We start from the raw sequence: 21,402 nt of genomic DNA, 5'->3' as shown, positions 1-21,402 counted from the left end.
ATTTAATGTTTAGTTCGCAATAGCAGTCCTTAAGGATTCTGCTTTATTAATATTATCTATTCCTTTGAGTAGTGCGTCTGGATTAAACGAAATACTATCAATCCCTGCTTTTACCAAAAAAGAAGCGTACTCCGGAAAATCACTAGGTGCCTGACCACATAGCCCTATTTTTTTACCTGTATAATTAGCTTTTTCAATGGCCAGACCAATCATCTTTTTTGTAGCCGGGTCATTCTCATCAAAAATAGAAGCCATTAACTCTGAATCTCTATCTATTCCCAGTGTTAATTGAGTAAGATCATTAGAACCTATTGAAAATCCATCAAAAATTTTAGCAAATTCTTCGGCCAATATTACATTACTTGGGATTTCTGACATTACATAAATTTCCAGACCGTTCTCTCCTCTTTTTAATCCATTGTTTGCCATAATTTCGATCACTTTCTTACCTTCATTTACAGTTCTGCAGAATGGGATCATTATTTTCACATTGGTAAGCCCCATTTCTTGTCTTACTTTTTTGATTGCTTCACACTCTAATCTAAAACCATCTTTATATAAATCGCTATAATATCTTGAAGCTCCCCTGAAACCAAGCATTGGGTTTTCTTCTTTAGGCTCAAATTGATCTCCCCCTATGAGATTAGCATACTCATTGGTTTTAAAATCACTCATCCTAACAATTACTTCTTTTGGATAAAACGCTGCTGCCATAGTAGCAATTCCATAGGCAAGCTGATCTACAAAATAGTCTTCCTTATTTGAATAATTCTCGGTTAATTCTTCTATACGAGTTCTAATCTGATTGTCTTTAATCTGATCAAATTTAACCAAAGCCATAGGATGTACTTTTATGGTGCGAGCAATAATAAATTCCATTCGCAATAATCCAATACCATCATTGGGATAAAATGAAAGTTGAAATGCTCTTTCGGGATCCGAAAGGATTAACTTAGCTTCTATATGCGGGAGCTTAATACGGCTGAAATCAATTTTCTCTTCTATAAAAGACAATGCTCCAATATACACGTAACCCGTTTTACCTTCTGCACAAGAAATCGTAATGGTTTCTCCTTCTTTGATGCCTTGTGTGGCACAATTGGTTCCAACAATAGCGGGAACTCCTAGTTCTCTTGCAACAATAGCTGCATGACTTGTCCTCCCGCCTCGATTGGTAACTATGGCCCCGGCTTTTTTTAATAAAGGATCCCAATCCGGACTGGTCACATCGGTTATGATTATATCTCCTTCTTGTAATTTATAAGATTCTTTTGGAGATTTTAGTATTCTGGCGGTTCCTATGGCAATACCATTTCCTATTGCATTTCCTACAGCAAGCACTTCACTTTTTTCTTTTAATCGATACTCTATGTGAATATTTTTTCTTTTTGAATGATGCACCGTTTCCGGTCTTGCCTGAGTGATAAAAAGTTCATTAGTGATTCCGTCCTTTGCCCATTCAATATCCATAGGTTTTTGATAATGTTTCTCAATTTCTAATGACCATTTAGCCAAAGTAGTAACTTCGATATCGGATAATACAAATTGTTTCTGTTTAGTCAAATCTGTATCTATGTTCACCGTAGACGAGTGTCCTTCAGACTCTGAGTAGATCATTGTTTTCTCTTTATCTCCCAATTTCTTTTGTACAATCGCCTTTTTACCTTGTTCAAGAGTTGGTTTAAACACATAAAATTCATCGGGGTTAATAGTTCCTTGTACAATATTTTCTCCTAATCCCCATACTCCAGAAATGTGAATTATATCTTTAAACCCCGATTCTGGTTCGATGGTAAATCCAACACCAGAACATGCCATGTCTGATCGTACCATTTTCTGTACTCCAACAGACAATGCAATCTCATGATGTAAAAACTCTTTGTCTTCTCGATATTTGATTACTCGATTTGTATATAAAGACGCGAAGCATTCTTTAACAGCATGAAGTAGTTTTTCCCTTCCTTTTACATTTAGAAATGTATCATGTTGGCCCGCAAAACTAGCATTAGGTAAATCTTCTGCGGTTGCACTGCTTCTTACAGCTACAGCAATCTCATCATTATCACCTAACTCAGAATAAGCATTAATTAAAGCCTTCGAAAAATCTTCAGAAAAACTTCCTCCCAAAATAAGTTCTCGAGCCATTAGACCAATTTCACTAAGGTTTGAAAAATTCTTTCTATCGAGTCCTTTCAAAAGATTCTTCAACGGTTCTTCGAGGCAGTTCTCTTTCAGAAACAACCAAAAAGCATTTGCAGTAGTTGCAAATCCATTGGGGACAAGAACTCCTTTTGACGATAATTCGGTATACATTTCACCTAATGAAGCATTTTTACCTCCAACCAATGCTATATCATTGATCGTAATTTCTTCAAACTTCATGATAAATTTGCCCATTGTTAAACATTTTTAAAATTAATATGGTACTAAGCCATAGGCCATATTTAATAAGAATACACCTATTAGAAACAAGAGAACATATATTAGTTGCACCAATTTTACATTACTAACCTCAAGCAATTTTGTCGTGGGCACAGGAAAAGTAAAAAGAGCCAATCCTATACCTAATGCTATCCACCCAATTGCTGTGATGATAAATTTCCAGTTGGGTTCCCAAACGTTGTGAAAAAGAATCGTAAGCAATCCAATAATGATCCCTACAAAGGAGGTAATAATCAGAAATTTTTGATCCTTTAAGTCATCAAAAATCTGTTTAATACGAGTGGGGTTAAAACTTAGTATAAAGAAAAATATAATAAGGTACCACCCCCAAAACTTTGCTAAAAAAATAGAGACATCCATATCTTTTCATTTTTTAAAACTTACTCAAAAATAACCGCTATCATTCATTTTAAATATGATAAATATCATTCCGAAAATCAGTGCTTTCATAGAAATTTGAAGAAAAAGAACACCGATGTATAAGCAAGTATTAAGGATGCTTTTTTTGATCATTTTTGTATCCTGTTCGAATAATCAACAAAAAATTCTCCCTGCAATTACTGATATTACAGAATCAGTATATTCTTCGGTTACTATCCAACCAGATAGCTTGTATCAAGTATATGCGGCCGTAAATGGAATTTTGGATGAAAACCTTGTAGAGGAAGGTGATATTATCAAAAAAGAGAAACCCATCCTTCAGATCATTAATAGTAACCCTAAGTTAAATACCGAAAATGCAAAGTTATCGCTTGATTTGGCAGAAAAAAATTATACCGGTAGCGCGGCAATCTTAAGTAGTATTGAAGAAGAGATAAAAGCAGCCACATTAAAGATGACCAATGACTCTATCAATTATTGCCGACAAAAAAATCTTTGGGATCAACAAATTGGTTCGAAAGTAGAATATGATACCAAAAAACTGGCTTTCGAGCTTTCTGCCAATGCCATGGATCTCCTTAAAAACAAATATGACAGAACTAAAGAAGAACTACAAACACAACTGAAACAAGCAGAAAATAATTATAAAACTTCGCTTATCACTACAAAAGATTTTACAGTTAATAGCAAAATTAACGGCAAGATCTACGCACTGTATAAGAATCCCGGCGAGATTGTTAATACTATGGAGCCTTTGGCTGCTATAGGAAGTGCAACCGTTTTTGTAATCGAAATGTTAGTAGATGAAGTTGATATCGTACAATTAAAAAAAGGTCAAAAAGCAATCATCACTTTGGATGCATATAATGGTGAGGTATTTACTGCAAGAGTGAATAAAATTTATCCTAAAAAAGATGAACGCAATCAAACATTTATGGTCGAAGCTCTTTTTGATCAAAGCCCCAAAGTTTTGTATCCCGGATTATCAGGAGAAGCCAATATTATGATTGATAACAAAAAGAAGGTGCTTACCATTCCCAAGCAATATCTTATTGATGATAACAAGGTAAAAACGGACAACGGAATTGTCACAATAGTGATTGGGTTACAAAGTATGGACACTGTAGAAGTGGTATCTGGAATCACAAAAGAAACCTGGATTTATAAACCCGACTGAATACATCCATTAACTAAAAATAAACAAGTTTAAAAAAAGTATACTGATTTTTTAATAAAAATATACAGGTCGGCAGTTTGCAGTACACAGTATAAAAAACTATACACTGTCTACTGAAAACCGTTTACTGAATAAAAACTTCTATAAGTACTGATACATGATCAACTGGAAAGTCATATTAAACATTGCGAAAACCCATTTGCTTACCAAAATCAAGCAGACGGCTACCGCTGCGCTGGGAGTAACATTTGGCATTGGTGCCTATATTACCTTGGTATGTTTTATGACAGGTCTTAATGCCATGTTGGATGATTTAATCCTTAATGTGACTCCCCATATTCATATTTTTAATGAAATTGAACCTTCGAAAAAACAACCTGTTGATTTGTATGCCGAGCTTCAAAATACATTTAATGTTGTACACTCTATAAAGCCTAAGCAAAGCCAGAAAAGGATTCATAATGCACTTCCTATAATTAAATATTTAAATAAAGATCCCCAGGTTCGAGGTGCTATCCCTCAAATAAAAGAGCAAATTTTTTATATCGCTGGTTCTATCGAGCTGGGAGGCAATTTAACCGGTATTGATGTAATGCAGGAGGTCGAGCTTTTTAATTTCAAAGATTATATTGTTAAAGGAACTCCACAAGCTTTAAAAAATAACGATAATGGTATTTTACTGGGCGCTGGTGTTGCAGAAAAGATGTCATTAGATATCGGTGATCGTGTACAAGTAAGTACGATTAAAGGAGATATTTTCCCACTAAAAATAGTTGGAATATATCAAAGCGGAATTGCAGATATAGATAATATTCAAAGTTTTGCTAATGTAAAGACCGTACAACGTATTCTGGGTCAAGCCGAAAATTATATTACAGATATAAACGTGAAATTACATGATATTGAATATGCTATTCCTTTATCCAAAAAAATTGAACAGCAATTTAAACTAAAAGCTATAGATATTAAGACTGCAAATGCCCAGTTTGAAACCGGAACAACCATTAGAAATCTAATCACCTATTCTGTTTCGATTACGTTACTCATTGTGGCAGGTTTTGGGATTTATAATATCTTAAACATGCTTATTTATGAAAAGATGAATGATATTGCCATCCTTAAGGCTACAGGGTTTTCTGGTAAAGATGTTCAGCTTATTTTTATGAGTCAGGCTATGATTATAGGCATAGTTGGTGGAGTTTTAGGATTATTGATTGGTCTTATGCTATCTCATTTTATTGGTAGCTTACCTTTTGAGACTGAAGCACTACCCACAATCACAACGTACCCAATCAATCATAATCCTAATTTTTATATGATTGGTATTTCGTTTGCCATGATTTCTACATTTTTGGCGGGGTATTTACCTTCTCGAAAAGCAAAAAAAATAGATCCCGTTAAAATCATCAGAGGTCAATAAACAATACTATGAAAACAGTTCTTGAGGCAAAAAACATCAACAAATACTTTAAAAAACCGGTACTTTTTCATGTGCTTAAAGACATTAGTTTTAAAGTAAATCAAGGAGAATTTGCATCGATAATGGGTAAATCAGGTTGTGGTAAATCTACTTTGCTATACATTTTATCTACTATGGATACTGATTATGAAGGTGACTTATATCTGAACAATGAACTTGTTACCGGACAAGAAAGAGAGAAGCTTTCATACATCCGTAATAAACATATTGGTTTTGTATTTCAGTTTCATTATTTATTGTCTGAATTCTCTGTACTGGAAAATGTAATGCTTCCGGCAAAAAAACTTGGTGAAAAATCGCTAGATGAAATTGAACATCATGCTATGGAAAGACTTCAGGTTTTGGAAATAGATCATTTAGCAAAAAAGCGAGCTTCGAGAATATCGGGGGGAGAAAAACAACGCGTTGCTATTGCCAGAGCATTAATTAATGATCCTGCAATTATTATGGGAGATGAACCTACAGGAAATTTGGATAGCTACAATTCTGATAATGTTTTTAATATTTTCAAGCAACTAAGTGACGAACAAGGGCTATCTCTACTCGTGGTTACTCATGATATTGATTTTGCAGAAAAAACAGATCGAATTATCGAAATGGGAGATGGTCGAATCATAAGCTAACTCTTCAAAAAAAATAAGGAATTAACAACAACTAAGTAATAGCATATGAATTTGACTTATTAAAACTTAATAAAGGGATGTCGGTATGTGATTCTATCTGTTTTACCAAATCCCGATGAAATAGTTTTTTAAATATTCCTTGATCTTCTCTTTCAAGCATCACTACAAGATCGGCTTTAATATCATGTACATACGCATTTAACTTTTCGTAAATATTGTCGGAAATCACCAGCTTAAACTCTATATTTTTATAGTTCACCTTTTGTAAAACCATTTCTTTAAACCAGGCCATTTTACTTTTTTCATCATCATTATCTTTTGCCGAAATATGCAGAACGCTAATCTTTGATTCAAAAGGTTGAGCCACTTCTATTAACCTGTCAATAGCACGAATATCACTTTCTTCAAAATCTGTAGCATATACGATCGTTTTTATTTGTTCGGTATTGAAATTATTTGGCACCACCAGAAGCGGACATATACTCTTTGTAATAAGTTCTTTGGCAATATCACCGGTCAAAACACCACGATTGCTATGTTTATCCTTCATACCGATAATAAGCATATCCACCTGTAACTCTTTTGTTTTTGCAAGAATTCCATCGGTAATCGATAAATTTTTAACAACTTCTATTCGTACATTGGTTTCACTTGATGTAGTACCCAAGTGTTTCTTACAATATGCTTTTAAGATATCATGTTGCTCTTCAAAAGCATTTCTTTCTATTTGCTGTAAAGAACGTATCATACTTGTGCCGGGAAATGAAGGAATATCAAACACATGTAATACAATCAAATCTGCTTGTAATTTAGTACTAAGATTGTAAGCATACTGCAAAGCAGCTATTGAATGCTCAGAACAATCGGTGGGATAAAGAATAGTTTTCATGACTTCTGAATATTTAGAATCAATACAAGAAAGGATATCATTTTAAACACGGACAAAGCATGACATAAGTCATTTATTATCAATAGGTCATAACATAAATTTAAAAATCATAAAGCACCTAAAAGTTACGAATAAAGAAGTAAAAAATCAATTAAAATGACACTAACAATACTAGGAGGAATTATAATATTACTATTGATTATCGTCATCGCTGGAATAACATCTTTTAATAGTAGTGTTGAAAAAGAAAAAACTGCCCTTTTCTCTTCAAACAAAATTATAGACGAAAAGATCACAGAAAAAGATCTTGAAGCATTTCCAGATGTAATGAAAAACTATCTGATCAAAGTCAGAGTAGTTGGAAAACCAAAATACTGCAATATAGTTTTCAAACAAAAGGGGAAAATTAAGACAGATCCAAAAAAGAACTGGTTACCGTTTACTGCTACGCAATATATGTCGTCTAAAAACCCTGGTTTTATCTGGAAAGCCACAAGCCTACCCATGTTAATTAGAGATAAATATGCTAATCATAAAGGAGAAGTAAAGGTCAGTTTATTGGGATTGAGAAATTTGATAGTATTCTCTGGGTCTAAAGTTGATCAAAGCTCTTTAGGGCGATATCTTGGAGAACTCATCTGGTTTCCCATGGGTTTTTTGGATCCGGATATCTCCTGGGAGGTAATAAATTCGAAAACTATTAAAGCCAATATAACGAAAGATAATTTAACGTTGATCGGGTATTTTTATCTTGATGAAAATGGAATGATCAATTCGTTTAAAACAAAAAGATATCGAGATACATTATTAGAGGATTTTATAGGAGAATTGGGAGAATATAAGGACTACAACGGTCTATTAGTCCCCAATACAATGACCGCAATTTGGGATCTTAAAGAAGGAAAACTGGAATATTTTAAAGCTGATATTATCGATTACAGATTAGAGAACATTATCCATTGAATATATGAATGTTAGCAGTGTTTTAACTAAGACTAATCCTCTTTTATCGTATCTTCTAAAGCATAATTAGTTGGCAATACTGCTACTAAGAATCTTAAATATATCGGTTATGGGTACTTCAGAAAAATTGATTGCTAAAATTAATGAGTTAACGACTAATATAGAAACCAATTATCCCGAAATTTATCATTTCATTGAAGAACAACCTATCACAATTCCGTCGAGTGATCATTTCGAAACTAATGAGAAAGCTTTGCAGGATTATCTAAATAGCCTTAGTCAATTGCTGAGTCATCATAAAAAAACACATAAGAAAAATTGATCTATTACTAATAACATGGGAGAGATAGCCACATCCGACAGACAAATTACATTGTTCTATAGTTCTAAATCTGTAAGAGCAAAGCAGACCTTGGCCTATGCTAAAGCTGAAGGCTGGCCAATCCAAGAAATTGATATCCTAAAAACACCCTTAACCGGAACACAAATTGCCGAACTTGCTGGTAGATTAAATCTAGAAATTAAAGATTTGGTCAATCAAGATCATCCTGCTTATAAATCTCATTTCGAACCTCATGATTTTTCTTCTAACGACTGGATAAAAATGATACAACACAATCCAGAGATCATGAAACAACCTATAGCTCTAAGAGGAGATATCACCATCCTAGTTGAAACTCCCACGGATATCATCAAAATTTGAATACCCTAAATTCCTAAACCATAAGTAATCAAAAATCTTTCTTTCTTGATTTTCTATATATATTGAATACAGGTAAAATAACCCAAATACAAAGTACAAATATGGATAGTACTATTCCTAAATTGGTGCCGAAGAACTTTTGAAAAACAGCACCTGTATAACCTAGTAGAGCAGAAATATCTAACTTCAATAAGATGAGGATCCTAGATAAATCTATAGGGTTTATCATCGTAGCAGCTAATGAAAATTTATCAAGAGGATAGGATTCAAACACAATCAATGACATTAAAAATAAACCGTCATAGATTACTGCTAGAAACAACCAAAGAAGAATTGCATAGCCGAACCCTTTGATTTTGTTTTCGTTATACAAAGCAATATTAAATGCTAAAGCAGTAAATATGAGTGTTAAAAAAGCACCTGTTACCAGAAGTAATGAGAAATCCCATATCGCATTAGATTGAAAGAGCCCATAAAATACAAATGGGAGTCCTAAACCAACAATTAGACTCATAGACAGCGAAAATGCCACACCAAGATACTGACCCAAAAAGATCGAAGATCGCTTTACCGGTTGAGCCAACAGAAGTTCTGTAAATTCTTTGGAATTATAATAATACATGACTCCAAAAATTGTACTGATTAGCGGTACCAATATAATAATAACGTTCATTAATGTAATCACCGCCTTGGATAAGCTATTATTGAGGAAAAGTAAGATTAATCCCAATAACAGATAAAAGAAAAAGTATACATAACTCCATCGGCTGCGTATAAGATCATAAAAACTGTATTTTAATATTTTAAACATTGTTTTGAGTTAAAATAGTGGCGATGGCGTGTTCTAAATTTTGTTGCATAGTTTGTTCTTTCAAAGTATTTATGTTTCCTTTAAAATAGACTTTCCCTTCGAGTAAGAAAACGATCTCATCTGCCATTTCTTCAACAAAACTCATGATATGTGAGGTAATTACTATAGTCTTACCATTCGCTTTTTCTTCTCTAATAAGTTTCTTAAGATTGATCAATGCTATTGGATCTAAGCCCGATGTAGGTTCATCTAGAATGATTAAGGGGCTATCGACCATAAATGCCAACAACAGATTCACCTTTTGTTTAGTGCCTCCAGAAAGGTTCCCCAATTTCTTATCTAAAAAAGATTCTAGCTGAAAGCTCTTAATTAATCGTTGATCATTACAAGAGACATTGCGTAAATCTTTAATCATACTTATAAGCTCCTTAACTGATAGATTACCTGGAAAATTGGCTATTTGTGGTAAATAATCTATGTCTTTACGATATGCCCAATTGTTTTTGATAGATACTCCCTGTACAGAAATATTTCCTTTATTAGGTATAACCATTCCCAGTACACATTTTATTAAAGTTGTCTTTCCAGATCCATTGGGTCCTAGCACTGCAAAAACACCTCCTTCAGAAATGTTTAAATCCACCCCATTAAGCACCTGATTCTTGCCAAAATGTTTATATAAATTTTCAATTATAATCATTATATTTTCTTCATTAGAGGAGTAGTATCCATTAGATTATCTGGTGTAAAGACTGGCGAAACCTTTTCAGAAAAATCAATAATATCGATGAATAAGCTTCTCAGTAAAATAATAGTCTCGGGAGTACGGTTTACGATATATGAAAATAATTTTACTGGGCGATAAGGTATATCCCCAATACCATCTTTATTTAAATCATATCCAGTATAATTACTCCAATAATTATTACTGAATTGGTTATCGTTAAGTTTGCTATTATAGGAAACATCAAAGGAATTATACAGAAAATTATTATTGAAAAATTTGTTGGCATAGCATGCTCCACGAACTTTGATCGCCCAACCATTACTTATAAAATTGTTATTGCTATACTGAATTCGATTGGCGCCTTCTATATTAATTCCGGTGGTATTTTCTTCAAAAGTATTTCCAATGATCTTAGCATCATTTATTTCTTTCAATAGTAGTCCATAGGATGTTGTTCCCCAATTTTTTTTAAACACATTATTAGACATCTGTATATGTTTTGAAAACATTACTGCCACTCCCGCTCCATTGTTCTCAAAAGTATTTTTTTCATATATATCGTTATTCGAAAACATGAAGTGTAATCCGTAACGTAAATTGTTTGTACTACTATTATTTTTTATAATGCAATGATTTGCAAATTCAAGGTAAATACCATCTCGTACATGGGTAATAATGTTATTTTCTATAACCACATTTTTGGAGTACCAAAGTTGAATCCCATTGCCAGAGTTATATTCTTCTTTGGCATCACCAACAATCTTGTTATGGAAGACCTTACCATAGCTAGATTTTTCGAGGTAAATCCCAAAGAATAGCTTTTCTAGTACTAAATTTTTGATTACGAAATTTTTACTTTTAACTACTCTAACTGCTGCATAATCTTCAGTATAGCTGGTTCCTACGTTAATAATAAACAAACCATCTACGACGACACTATCTGAAGTAATTCGTATAATCTCTCCTTTTGATTCTCCATCAATTATAGGATAGTCCTCACCAACTAGTGTGACAGGTTTATTGATCACCAGATTATGTTCTTTGTATGTCCCTTTTTTTACCAAAATCGTGTCATTTTCTTTTGCAGCATTGATCCCCTGTTTAATTGTTGAAAATTCACAAGATTTACACACTATGATTTGTGATGCATTCACAAAACTTGAAAACAACGAAAAAACTGTCACTACTATTTTAAAGATGATTTTAATCATATCTATTTCATCTAATGATTAAAAGTTTAGAATTTATTTTTGCGATTACTCGCAAAGAAAAAGTAGCAGAGCAATCGATATGTTTTTATTGATTTAATCGGTTTAAAATTTCTTCCCATGAATATATTTCCCCTTCTTTTTCAACTCGAACCCTTTCGGCTTCGGTTTTGGCCTTAAATGCGGTTAAAAATTCTCCCATGGGACTAGGAACACTCTCAGAGACAAAAAAACTAGCCTTGGTAGCATCAATAAGCTCTTCGGGATTTTCGTAATGGTTGGTAAGGTATTTGGCAACGGTTTCGTCGTTAATTTCTTTGTTGTAATTAATCATACACTCTACAGCATCAAACTTAAAAACTTTTCCTTTTTTTGTGACAATTTCTGCTGCATGAATCTTATCAACGATTGTCATTCTACAGAAATGACAACTATCAAAACCATATTTTATCGCTTGTGGTTTAGTACTACAAGCCAGGAACAGTAATACAACCATTATTAACTTTATATAGCAGCCTCTTTCCATTTTTTACTGGTTTTTGAATGTTTACCATATTCTTTTCTCCCTATAAAAAATGCTATAAAAGAAAGAAACATCCCCATCGCTAAAAAATAGGCTCCTAACCTTGGATAGGAATTCGCTCTAAAGTTTAAGATATCTTTTGATCCAAATAATGGAGGTTGAAATCCCATTGCGGTACCATCTGGATTAGTAAATTTCATGATCGCCTTTGGGTCAAGGTTATGACCATAATCGTGTTCCCAAAGGTAAAAATCATATAAGCCGGCACCACTTAAAATCACCATTAGTATAAACCACCCTAAAAACCATTTATAATTTGCTTTAATGCCTATTATTAGACCTATTACGGTCGTTATCAATATTCCTATCGGAAATATTTTAAATTCAGGAATAGCTTCAGGAATATATTTCATACCCACATAATGGTTCATCAAGTTAATATTCTTAATATCATGAGGGTTAGCATCTGCAAAATCGTTAATATAGATATCCATCCCTAACGGAGTTGGATATTGCGGTGCTTCTAATGTTATGTTCCAAAGAGGAAAGGCAAAAAGTAATAGGGGTAATAGTGCACCCGTTATCATCAATATTCGTGATTTTTTTTTCATAATCAAAAGTTTATTTCTTAACTAAAGAGGGAGAAAATTCTCCCTCTTTTTTTATAGAAAACACTATTAATCTTCACCTAAAGACCAAGACAATTTAATATCAGATGATGCTGGAGATACTCTAACATATCCTTGCATCTCCTGATGTAAGGCCGAACAGAAATCTGTACAATAAAATGGCCAAACACCTACTTGTTTAGGTTGCCATACAAAGGTTTCTGTTTGTCCGGGCATAATTAGTAATTCTGAAGTATTTGCCCCTATCATACTAATACCATGAGGTACATCGTAGTCTTGTTCTAAATTAGTAACATGAAAGTAGACTTTATCTCCCACCTTAATTCCTTCAATGTTATCCGGGTTAAAGTGGCTGCGGATCATGGTCATATAGACATGTACTTCATTCCCATTTCGAACAATTTTAATATCGGCATCAGATTTAGTTACATGCTTATGCTTATTTTCTTCGAGTTTAAAGATTTTTTTGGAGCGTTTTTTTACAATATCTGCTGCAATTCCTGCGGCATAATGTGGTTCTCCGATAGTTGGAAAATCCAATAATAACTCCATTTTTTCACCTGTAATGTCATACAGTTGTGCTGATTGCGTAACTTCTGGCCCAGTGGGGAGGTAGCGATCTTTGGTTATTTTGTTCATCGCTACGGCATATTTTCCAAAGGGTTTTCTTGAATTTCCCCCAGGAATCATAATATGTCCAACAGAATAATACGTTGGTTTTCGGTCAATAACTTCCCAAGTCCCTAACTTCCATTTAACTACTTCAGAAGAGATAAAGAAAGTAGTATATCCATTTCCTTGACCATCGAACTCTGTATGTAATGGCCCCAAGCCGGCTTGTGAAACTGTTCCTGCCAATACATCTTCGAACTTCAGGATTGGAATCCCATATACTTCACCATCAAACTTTTTATTTTCAATAGCATCTAGCATTTTACTGAATGAATGCACCGTTAAATCCGCAGAAAGTTTTCCGTTTCCAACAATATATTCCCCAGAAGGGTCTACATCACAACCATGAGGAGACTTTGGTGTTGGTAATAAATATACCAATCCTGGTAATTCTGAAGCATCTAGGATACGAACTTCTTTTTTCATTGTTGAAGTCGCTGTATGTGTATTATCATCATACACATTATGAGCATAATTGGCTGGCATGGTTTTAAATTTACCTTCTTTGATATACTCCTCAGCTTTTTTCCAGTTTATTGCGGCGATAAAATCTTTATCATTTTGTGAGGCATTCACCTCCATCAACGTATGTGATTCTTCAGAATTATAGGTAGAAAAGAAAAACCAACCATGAGAGGCACCTCTACCAGGGTGTGCCAAATCATAATCAAATCCTGGCATTAAAATTTGAAACGACAAATCCATATGTCCTTCTTTTGGATCTACGCTGATAAAAGATAAAGAACCTTTAAAGTTACCTTTGTACTCTTTAATAGGGATGTCCTTTTGAGGGATGGGTACAGAAAATCGTGTTCCGGCAACTACATATTCAGTGTTTTCTGTTACAAAAGCTGAACTATGGTTACCCCCGCTATTTGGAATTTCTATGATTTCGGTAGTTTCAAAAGTGGTTAAATCAATCTTAGCGATACGCGGTGTATTATTACCATTGATAAATACCCAGCGACCGTCTAATTCACCATTTGTTTGTGAAATATCGGGATGGTGAGAGTCATCCCAAGGAATAAATCCATGAGACGTATTAAGCATTGGTTTGGTCTCTTCGTTATATCCCCATGCTTTCTCAGGATCCTGAGAAAATACGGGAATTACCTTAAACAAGCGCCCCGAAGGAAGCCCGTATACTGATAGTTGTCCACTAAACCCTCCCGAAACAAAGGCATAATACTCATCGTGCTCTCCTGGAGCCACATATACCTTTTCGGCAACATTGGAGGCTAGCGCTCCATTTTTACCCTCTTGATCTCTGTTACAACTGCTAAATGCAATGACAACGATCAAAGAGGCACATACTATTTTATATATATGTTTCATCTGTTTATATTTTTTGATTATTTAATTTGTTGGAGGTAATAATACCTTGTCAATAACATGTACAATACCGTTACCAGCAGGAATACTTGCAATTATCTTTGCTTCACCTATAAAAACATCTTCACCTTTTACAGATATCACGGCATCATTTCCGTTAGATTGTCCTAACTTTTTGAACTTTTTTAAAAAATCTTTAGAATAATTCCCTGGAGTAACGTGATACTTTAGAATATTGGCCAGGGTTTCTTTATTTTCTGGTTTCAATAAATCTTCTACTGTACCTTCGGGTAATGCTTCAAATGCGGCATTGGTCGGGGCAAAAACCATCAATGGTCCTGCATTTACCAGGGCATTCTCTAAATCGGCAGCTTGAACAGCTGTTACCAATGTGGTATGATCTTTAGACCCAATCGCAATATTTAAAACATTGGGTCTCGACTCGTCATCTTTTATAAAGGCCTGACCTTGTTTTTCTGTCTTTTCAGATGTTACTTCAGTAGTTTCCGAATTTGACTTGTCTTTTTTGCCTTCAGTTTTACATCCTGCTAGGGAAACAAAGAACAGTAAGGTCAAAAAAATATGTGTTATTGTTTTCATTGTGTGACAATTTAGTTTTCTTCTTTTAAGGTTCTGAAATATTCCAGGATAGCTCTTGCCTCATCTTCTACCAGACTTTGATTTGCCATTGGTGAACCGTTGTGCTCTACTAATAACTCCTTAGCAAGTGGGTCTTCTTTAACCATTTCTTCAGGGTTAAGAATCATATTCATTATCCATTCGGGGGTTCTTCTTTCAAGAATTCCGGTAGGAGCCGGGCCTATAAATTTTTTGTGAGGCTTATGACAAGCTCCACATTTTACTTTAAAAAGTTCCTGTCCCTTTTTGACCATATTTTGATCAATGTTTTCTGATAATACAAGCGTTTTGATTGGTCCAACACCCTTATTTACAAGATCCACCCGTTTTGATGGTGGAATAGCATTACTGGTGGTAGTTTTTTTGGTTTCTGTAGTGGTGGTTTTTTTAGTTTGAATAGTAATTTTCTCTTTTTTCTCTTCTTCTTTACCTCCACAGCTTACGAGGAATAGCAAAGAAAATACACTAACTAACTTTATTATGACATTCATTGGATGTGTTGTTTACAAATTTGCTTAAATGTAGACACCAACAATGAAGTAAAATATGATATATATCAGTGTTTTTATACTCGCTGAGCGACAGGAAAACCATCGTTAAAACTATCATAGTTGAAGAAATTATAAATCATCTTCACAGGTATTCCGTAAAAAATATGGTTTGAAAAATTCCCTTCAAAAGAAAATAGTAGTTATTTGGATAAAATCACAATAGTTTTTCTAATCATTAATACCCCACTTTTTTCTTTAATGAAGGCACTTCCCATTTGATCATTTCTTTCAAGAATTCATCTACTTTCTCCACAATCAATTTTTCGGTAATAGATTCTGGAGTATACTGACCAAATTCTACTACATTATTTTCATGAGTTACATTTTCAATCTCCGGATACATCATAAAAACATATATGTCTCCATTATATGCTTGTGAGAAAATCAGAGCCCCTCCTGGTAAAAACTGATATGCCGGAATCAAATTGGTGCAATCTATCATTTCTGGAGGAAAAGAGTCAAAAGTAATATTGACCGCTTCATTATTATGTATCCAACTTAATTCCTGAACCTTCCACCCAATATCATATTGTTTTACAGCAGCTTGCAATGTTTTTATAAGTAGGTTTTTGGTTTTATTTTTCCAAAGTACCCGCTTATCTACTACAGTCTTTATAGAGTTTGTATAATCGATTATACGCTCTTCTAAATGTTCAATTTTCATGATCTGATATTTTAGATTTTTCTTTTTTCTTCTCCATTTTCTTAAAATATCCTCTGAACAGGAAATTATGTTTCAGAGCTTCCATATTTTGATTAAATCGATCGGTCCCTTCTTTAATACTATTCATCGTAGAGTCTATATTTTTAACCAAGACAGGATTGTTTGCTAAATAATTTAGAGCTCCTTTACCTTCTTTAATATCTTTTACCACTATATTGAGATCTTCACTTACTGCAGTAATCTCGACACTTGATTGTTCTAGGTTACCTATTATAGCTTTCATTTTTTGTCCTGATATACTATCATTTAAGAGCACTCCCGCTACACTTTCATTTTGATTGATTGATGAAATGATAGTAGTAAGCTCTGTAATTGCTTGTGATGCTCCTGCACTGGCTTTTCTTAATTCATAAATGGTTAATTTAAGATCTCTGGCCATTATAGAATCATTAATTAGTAACCCAAGAGTCCCTTTACCCTCGATAATTTCGGTTGTGATTTTTAATAAGTCAGCTGTTAACAACGCTGCATTTTCATTGGTTACATTTAAGGTAGTTAGCATGTCATCGGTACCTATTTTACTAAATGATTGGATCGTATCTCCCGAAAGTACAGGAGGTTTTTTACCATCTCTTGGGATAATATTGACAATCATATTACCTACCAAACCGTCAGAACTAATGGTAGCAACCGCATCTTTTTTAATATGTTTTCCTACACTTTCTCGTATAAGCATTTCTACTATGATTTGAGTATCATTGATCATCTTAATTTTGCTTACAGTCCCTACATTTATCCCTGAATATCTTACATTATTACCTAACTCTAACCCATTGACATTGGTAAATTGGGTCATAATCCTAACATTACTCCCAAAAAGATTCTGGCGGTTTCCGATAGAATACAATGCTGCAATAAGAAGCATAGTTCCCAACACAACAAAAACCCCTAGTTTTAGTTTTTGTGAAGCTGATTTTTTTATAGTAACCATAGTCTATGTTTTTCTAATGTTTAAAAAAAGCCTTTACCTGAGGATCATTTGATCTAATTAACTCTTCATACGTACCTTGTGCATAATTAATCCCATCCACCAGTAAAATAATCCTGTTAGAAATCACCCGTGCACAATCCACATCATGAGTAATGATTAAAGATGATGTTCCGTATTTTTTCTGTATGCTTCGCATAAGCTGTATAATTTCTTTGGCAGTAATTGGGTCTAATCCTGTTGTTGGCTCATCATACAAGATGATTTTAGGTTTAAGAATTAGTGCTCTGGCCAATGCCACTCGTCGTTGCATACCCCCAGAGAGTTCTGCAGGCATTAGATCAATCGCATCTGTCAACCCTACATTTTCTAGTGCCTCTACAACCAATGTTTCTGTATGTTCTGTCATCTTCAATTTTTTCTTATGCCGACGCAGTGGAAACTCCAGGTTTTCTCGAACAGTCATAGAATCGTATAATGCACTTCCTTGAAATAAAAATCCTATTTCGGTGCGTAAAAGATCTAATTCGGTCTGTCCTAAAACTGTAATATCTTGACTTCTTATTCTAATGCTGCCACTATCTGCCTGCATTAAACCCACTAGACATTTAATCATTACCGATTTTCCAGAACCTGACTTACCCATCACAACCAGGTTTTCTCCTTCAAATAATTGTAAACTAAAGCCATTGAGCACATGATTATCGCCAAAACTTTTCTGAAGATCTTTGATCTCTAATACTGGTGCTATTTTGTTTTTAGTTTCCATTACATTTCATTCTCATTTATAAAAAAGTACTAGTTATATTTCAAAAAATATATCTGCTAGAAACACGGCTATAAAGTCGATAACAAATAATAACATCGAGGTATACACCACTGCCGAATTAGAAGCTTCTCCCACTCCTGCAGTTCCCTTCTTACAGTGATATCCTTTATAACACCCTACTAATCCAATAGCAAACCCGAAAAAAAATGATTTAATCGTGGCAGGAATGATATCGCTATACTCTATAGCATCAAAAACCTGATTAAAATATAGTTGAAAGGATACTGCGCCTTTCAAATTCTCAACGATGGCAGAACCAAACAGTGCAATTGCATCTCCAAAAATGATTAATATTGGCAGCATTAATGTAGTGGCTACAATGCGAGTAATCACGAGATATTTAAAAGGGTTTGTTCCTGATACCTCCATGGCATCAATTTGTTCTGTAACTCTCATCGAACCGAGTTCGGCTCCGATTCCCGATCCAATTCTTCCTGCACAAATCAAAGCTGTAATTACCGGGCCAATTTCTCTTACTATTGAGATCCCCACCATTGAGGGCATCCAGGATTCGGCACCAAATTCCATTAAGGTAGGACGAGATTGAAGTGTAAATACTAATCCTAAGATAAATCCGGTAACTCCTACCAAAAGTAATGATCGATTACCCATGTGGTAGCACTGTCTAAGTAATTCCTGAAACTCGAATGGTCTAATAAACACCTCTCTCAAAAAACGTCCTGCAAAAAATGACAAGTCGCCAACCTCTGTAAAAAAAGCCTTTGTTCTTTCTACTATTCGAAGTGATTGAGTCATAGCTAGTATACTTCTTAAGTTATTCAAATATAGAAGTAGCTTTTTCTAATAAAAATGACATTAATCAGGTGTATCAACTGTCTATACTGATATTTATCATAGTATGATCAATGAAACTTTGATAGATTTAGCTGTTAAAATCCAAACCATGAAAACAACGGTAGCAATACAAAACTTAAAATGCAGTGGTTGCGAGAGCACCATTGCCAAGAAACTACATACTCTAGAAGGTATAAAGGATATATCTGTAAATACTGATGATTGCACAATTTCTTTTAGTTACGAGACCCAAGACGGTATTGAAACTGTAGAAAAAGAGCTTACGAAATTAGGATACCCCATTGAAGGGGATAAAAACAACCTAAGCAGAAAAGCCAAATCCTATATCAGTTGTGCTATTGGGAGGCTTAATAAATAATAGTATTTAGCATCTTAATAGCGTAACCATGCAAGAAACAGCAAAAAAAGGAGCTTCGTCTAACGCAGTTTACGGTTTGGGATTTGTAGGAGCCGTAATCTATTTTATTAGCCATGCTACAGGATTTTGGATAGGAGTTCTAGGTGTTTTAAAAGCCATAGTCTGGCCCGCAATACTGGTATATGAAGTGTTCAAATTTATAAAAGCCTAAATAATGACTCCCGAAACAACCATAAAAAGTAGCACGAATTATTTTCAGCAATTCCCATCAATAGAAATTGATAATCACATTTGGTTTATTGCCAACGATGTTATCAATATTTTAGAATTAAAAGAAGACACTATAGAGATTATGAAGACATTGGATGATGAAGAATGTTTTTCTAAAAGGTTGACTAGAAATGGGCAGCGTCAATTTGTAGATCTTATTTCAGAAAGTGGATTATATGCCTTACTCTTTAGAAGTAATACTAAAATTGCTAGAAAATTCAGGAAATGGGTTACCAATCAAGTACTTCCACTAATTAGGGTTAGGGGGTATTATTCTACTAAACGGTTTGAGATTCCTAATTATGTTCTTAGATTTAATGATAATTGGAATCGCGTGGAACCTGGCTACTTCTCTGTGCTAAGTGAACTTTTTATTCGATTGTATGGACGTTTTGAGCAAATAGGTTATATTTTACCTGACAAAGCTTTAGACGGAAAAGAAATGAGACCAGATATTAGTGTATCGCTTCATTTTGACAAGTATATTGAGGAAAAATTCCCTCAGTACAATCGAGAATTTAAAACATACCTTCATGTACTACCCCATGGAAGAGAAATAGAAGTAAAACAATATAGCAATCATCTACTCCCAATATTTATTGAATATATAGATACGTATTGGCTCCCACAACATGCATATGATTATTTTGAAAAAAGAGATAAAACTGCTTTAAAATATTTGCCAAAACTAATAAAATTATGAGTTCGATTCCAATTCCTAAAATAAAAAACATTAAAAAAGGCCACTCTAAAAAAGAGTGGCCTTTATATTTTACGTTGGTAATTTTTAATACCAACCTCTTACATTATATGTAACTGATTTTGGTTGGTTTTTACCATAAGCAACACCTACATCTCTAGCAGCTTTGATAGCACTTTTCTTCAGATCAAGTACTTTTAACTGATATTTCCAATCTCTATCACTTAGATCTTTTACTCTTGCTGCTATTTTAGCATACAACGATTTAACCTGACCATAACAAGCTCCTTGAGGTTCTACCGATGATAAGATAATTCCAGCTTCGTTAGCTGCATTTATATCTTGATTTGCAGCCCAGATAGCAGATGCTTCTGCTAATTTCTGCTTACAATCTCTATCGATACTTTTCTTATAAAGAACCCCGATTTTTGACTTCACTTTATTAAAACATGTACTTGCTTCGGGTACATTCGTTAATAGAACCAAAGCTTCTTCAAACTCGTTCTGAGCTTCTAATGCAGCAGCTTGCTTAAGGATGTTACTACAGTTATTATTATAGTATTCTATAATTTTTTCCTTTCCTTTTTCAACAAACTCTAAAACTTCAGGGTTTTTAGGACTCAGTCTTTTTATCGCAGAAATATAGGCCTTGTTTTCGTTAGTCCCTACTCCTTTTAATTCTATAGATTGGCTTGCAAACAACGTTCCTGACACACCATCTCCTATATATAATGTTACATTTAGATTTAATGCTGTCTTGGGTGGAGCAGTAGGAGTAATATCCTTACTTACTACACTAATATTTGGTGCCAATACAAATCTAGAATTATACACATTATTACTAATTCCATTTTTAGTAATTATCTGTGTTAATCGATTAAGTAACATTTTTTTGGCAGAAGCTGGGATACCCTCAACTTGCTGTGGCACATATGCCGCTAATGTAATACCGTCACTACTTTTCTTTTCTTGTGCAACCAAAGACGTTACCACAAAAAATAATGCTATATATATTATTTTTTTCATA

25 protein-coding genes are annotated in these 21,402 nt (G+C 34.0%); 9 read left to right on the top strand and 16 right to left on the bottom strand.

Annotation, left to right across the window (positions count from 1 at the left end; translation table 11 throughout):
- Positions 1-9: 9 nt before the first annotated feature.
- The gene (gene ppsA / locus ABW637_RS05225; protein WP_367583582.1) at positions 10-2,397 is read right to left on the bottom strand and encodes a phosphoenolpyruvate synthase; all 2,388 of its coding nucleotides are present in this window, start codon (positions 2,395-2,397) and stop codon (positions 10-12) included.
- Between the two features lie 18 nt (positions 2,398-2,415).
- Positions 2,416-2,802, bottom strand: coding sequence for a hypothetical protein (locus tag ABW637_RS05220; RefSeq protein WP_367583581.1), 387 nt, complete (start codon positions 2,800-2,802; stop codon positions 2,416-2,418).
- A 115-nt stretch (positions 2,803-2,917) separates the two neighbouring features.
- Here ABW637_RS05220 and ABW637_RS05215 point away from each other — a divergent pair, with 115 nt between their 5' ends.
- The 3 genes from ABW637_RS05215 (at position 2,918) to ABW637_RS05205 (ending at position 6,103) form a co-directional block, all read left to right on the top strand.
- Positions 2,918-4,000 carry an efflux RND transporter periplasmic adaptor subunit gene (locus ABW637_RS05215; RefSeq protein WP_367583580.1) on the top strand — a complete coding sequence of 361 codons (1,083 nt, stop codon included), beginning with the start codon at positions 2,918-2,920 and terminating at the stop codon, positions 3,998-4,000.
- Between the two features lie 157 nt (positions 4,001-4,157).
- On the top strand, positions 4,158-5,420 hold the full coding sequence (locus ABW637_RS05210; RefSeq protein ID WP_367583579.1) for an ABC transporter permease: 1,263 nt from the start codon (positions 4,158-4,160) through the stop codon (positions 5,418-5,420).
- An 8-nt stretch (positions 5,421-5,428) separates the two neighbouring features.
- Positions 5,429-6,103, top strand: coding sequence for an ABC transporter ATP-binding protein (locus tag ABW637_RS05205; RefSeq protein WP_367583578.1), 675 nt, complete (start codon positions 5,429-5,431; stop codon positions 6,101-6,103).
- Between the two features lie 31 nt (positions 6,104-6,134).
- On the opposite strand, the gene ABW637_RS05200 is transcribed toward ABW637_RS05205, so the two are convergent.
- Entirely contained in the window at positions 6,135-6,992 is an 858-nt protein-coding gene (locus tag ABW637_RS05200) for a universal stress protein (RefSeq protein WP_367583577.1), read from the bottom strand.
- A gap of 156 nt (positions 6,993-7,148) precedes the next feature.
- Between ABW637_RS05200 and ABW637_RS05195 the strand changes: the two genes are divergently transcribed.
- From ABW637_RS05195 to ABW637_RS05185, 3 genes are all read left to right on the top strand, one after another.
- The gene (locus ABW637_RS05195; RefSeq protein WP_367583576.1) at positions 7,149-7,955 is read left to right on the top strand and encodes a DUF6544 family protein; all 807 of its coding nucleotides are present in this window, start codon (positions 7,149-7,151) and stop codon (positions 7,953-7,955) included.
- A gap of 70 nt (positions 7,956-8,025) precedes the next feature.
- Positions 8,026-8,277 carry a hypothetical protein gene (locus ABW637_RS05190; RefSeq protein WP_367583575.1) on the top strand — a complete coding sequence of 84 codons (252 nt, stop codon included), beginning with the start codon at positions 8,026-8,028 and terminating at the stop codon, positions 8,275-8,277.
- Between the two features lie 15 nt (positions 8,278-8,292).
- The gene (locus ABW637_RS05185; protein ID WP_367583574.1) at positions 8,293-8,658 is read left to right on the top strand and encodes an arsenate reductase family protein; all 366 of its coding nucleotides are present in this window, start codon (positions 8,293-8,295) and stop codon (positions 8,656-8,658) included.
- Positions 8,659-8,686: 28 nt separating this feature from the next.
- Here ABW637_RS05185 and ABW637_RS05180 read toward each other — a convergent pair whose 3' ends face one another.
- The 12 genes from ABW637_RS05180 to ABW637_RS05125 all read right to left on the bottom strand — a co-directional run bounded on the left by ABW637_RS05180 (position 8,687) and on the right by ABW637_RS05125 (position 18,987).
- The gene (locus ABW637_RS05180) at positions 8,687-9,469 is read right to left on the bottom strand and encodes an ABC transporter permease (protein ID WP_367583573.1); all 783 of its coding nucleotides are present in this window, start codon (positions 9,467-9,469) and stop codon (positions 8,687-8,689) included.
- Positions 9,462-10,169 (bottom strand): ABC transporter ATP-binding protein, encoded by a 708-nt coding sequence (locus ABW637_RS05175; protein ID WP_367583572.1) that lies wholly within the window; start codon positions 10,167-10,169, stop codon positions 9,462-9,464. The genes ABW637_RS05180 and ABW637_RS05175 overlap by 8 nt, the downstream gene beginning before the upstream one ends.
- Positions 10,169-11,407, bottom strand: coding sequence for a nitrous oxide reductase family maturation protein NosD (locus ABW637_RS05170; RefSeq protein ID WP_367583571.1), 1,239 nt, complete (start codon positions 11,405-11,407; stop codon positions 10,169-10,171). The genes ABW637_RS05175 and ABW637_RS05170 overlap by 1 nt, the downstream gene beginning before the upstream one ends.
- 85 nt (positions 11,408-11,492) lie before the next feature.
- Positions 11,493-11,900: a nitrous oxide reductase accessory protein NosL gene (locus tag ABW637_RS05165; RefSeq protein ID WP_367583570.1), complete on the bottom strand. Its 408-nt coding sequence runs from the start codon at positions 11,898-11,900 to the stop codon at positions 11,493-11,495.
- 8 nt (positions 11,901-11,908) lie between these two features.
- Entirely contained in the window at positions 11,909-12,538 is a 630-nt protein-coding gene (locus ABW637_RS05160) for a hypothetical protein (protein ID WP_367583569.1), read from the bottom strand.
- A 66-nt stretch (positions 12,539-12,604) separates the two neighbouring features.
- On the bottom strand, positions 12,605-14,563 hold the full coding sequence (gene nosZ / locus ABW637_RS05155; RefSeq protein ID WP_367583568.1) for a Sec-dependent nitrous-oxide reductase: 1,959 nt from the start codon (positions 14,561-14,563) through the stop codon (positions 12,605-12,607).
- Positions 14,564-14,584: 21 nt separating this feature from the next.
- Entirely contained in the window at positions 14,585-15,160 is a 576-nt protein-coding gene (locus ABW637_RS05150) for a fasciclin domain-containing protein (RefSeq protein WP_367583567.1), read from the bottom strand.
- A gap of 11 nt (positions 15,161-15,171) precedes the next feature.
- Positions 15,172-15,690 (bottom strand): c-type cytochrome, encoded by a 519-nt coding sequence (locus ABW637_RS05145; RefSeq protein WP_367583566.1) that lies wholly within the window; start codon positions 15,688-15,690, stop codon positions 15,172-15,174.
- Positions 15,691-15,925: 235 nt separating this feature from the next.
- Positions 15,926-16,414, bottom strand: a complete 489-nt coding sequence (locus tag ABW637_RS05140; RefSeq protein ID WP_367583565.1) for a hypothetical protein — start codon at positions 16,412-16,414, stop codon at positions 15,926-15,928.
- Positions 16,404-17,405 (bottom strand): MlaD family protein, encoded by a 1,002-nt coding sequence (locus ABW637_RS05135; RefSeq protein ID WP_367583564.1) that lies wholly within the window; start codon positions 17,403-17,405, stop codon positions 16,404-16,406. Before ABW637_RS05135 ends, ABW637_RS05140 begins: the two co-directional genes overlap by 11 nt.
- A 13-nt stretch (positions 17,406-17,418) precedes the next feature.
- Positions 17,419-18,171, bottom strand: coding sequence for an ABC transporter ATP-binding protein (locus tag ABW637_RS05130; protein WP_367583563.1), 753 nt, complete (start codon positions 18,169-18,171; stop codon positions 17,419-17,421).
- 33 nt (positions 18,172-18,204) lie between these two features.
- A complete protein-coding gene (locus ABW637_RS05125) occupies positions 18,205-18,987 on the bottom strand; it encodes an MlaE family ABC transporter permease (RefSeq protein ID WP_367583562.1) in 783 nt (260 codons plus the stop codon).
- Positions 18,988-19,135: 148 nt separating this feature from the next.
- Here ABW637_RS05125 and ABW637_RS05120 point away from each other — a divergent pair, with 148 nt between their 5' ends.
- Genes ABW637_RS05120 through ABW637_RS05110 form a run of 3 tightly spaced genes read left to right on the top strand, consistent with a single transcriptional unit; the run spans position 19,136 to position 20,378 of the window.
- The gene (locus ABW637_RS05120) at positions 19,136-19,405 is read left to right on the top strand and encodes a heavy-metal-associated domain-containing protein (RefSeq protein WP_367583561.1); all 270 of its coding nucleotides are present in this window, start codon (positions 19,136-19,138) and stop codon (positions 19,403-19,405) included.
- Positions 19,406-19,433: 28 nt separating this feature from the next.
- On the top strand, positions 19,434-19,616 hold the full coding sequence (locus tag ABW637_RS05115) for a hypothetical protein (RefSeq protein ID WP_367583560.1): 183 nt from the start codon (positions 19,434-19,436) through the stop codon (positions 19,614-19,616).
- Positions 19,617-19,619: 3 nt separating this feature from the next.
- Entirely contained in the window at positions 19,620-20,378 is a 759-nt protein-coding gene (locus ABW637_RS05110; protein WP_367583559.1) for a BRO-N domain-containing protein, read from the top strand.
- Between the two features lie 84 nt (positions 20,379-20,462).
- Here ABW637_RS05110 and ABW637_RS05105 read toward each other — a convergent pair whose 3' ends face one another.
- Positions 20,463-21,401, bottom strand: a complete 939-nt coding sequence (locus ABW637_RS05105; RefSeq protein WP_367583558.1) for a hypothetical protein — start codon at positions 21,399-21,401, stop codon at positions 20,463-20,465.
- Between the last annotated feature and the right edge of the window lies 1 nt (position 21,402).

This window comes from Aquimarina penaris, from assembly GCF_040786285.1.
Taxonomy (GTDB): Bacteria; Bacteroidota; Bacteroidia; order Flavobacteriales; family Flavobacteriaceae; genus Aquimarina.
Note: the sequence above shows the minus strand (reverse complement) of the source record. Positions and strands in the feature narration are given on the sequence as shown.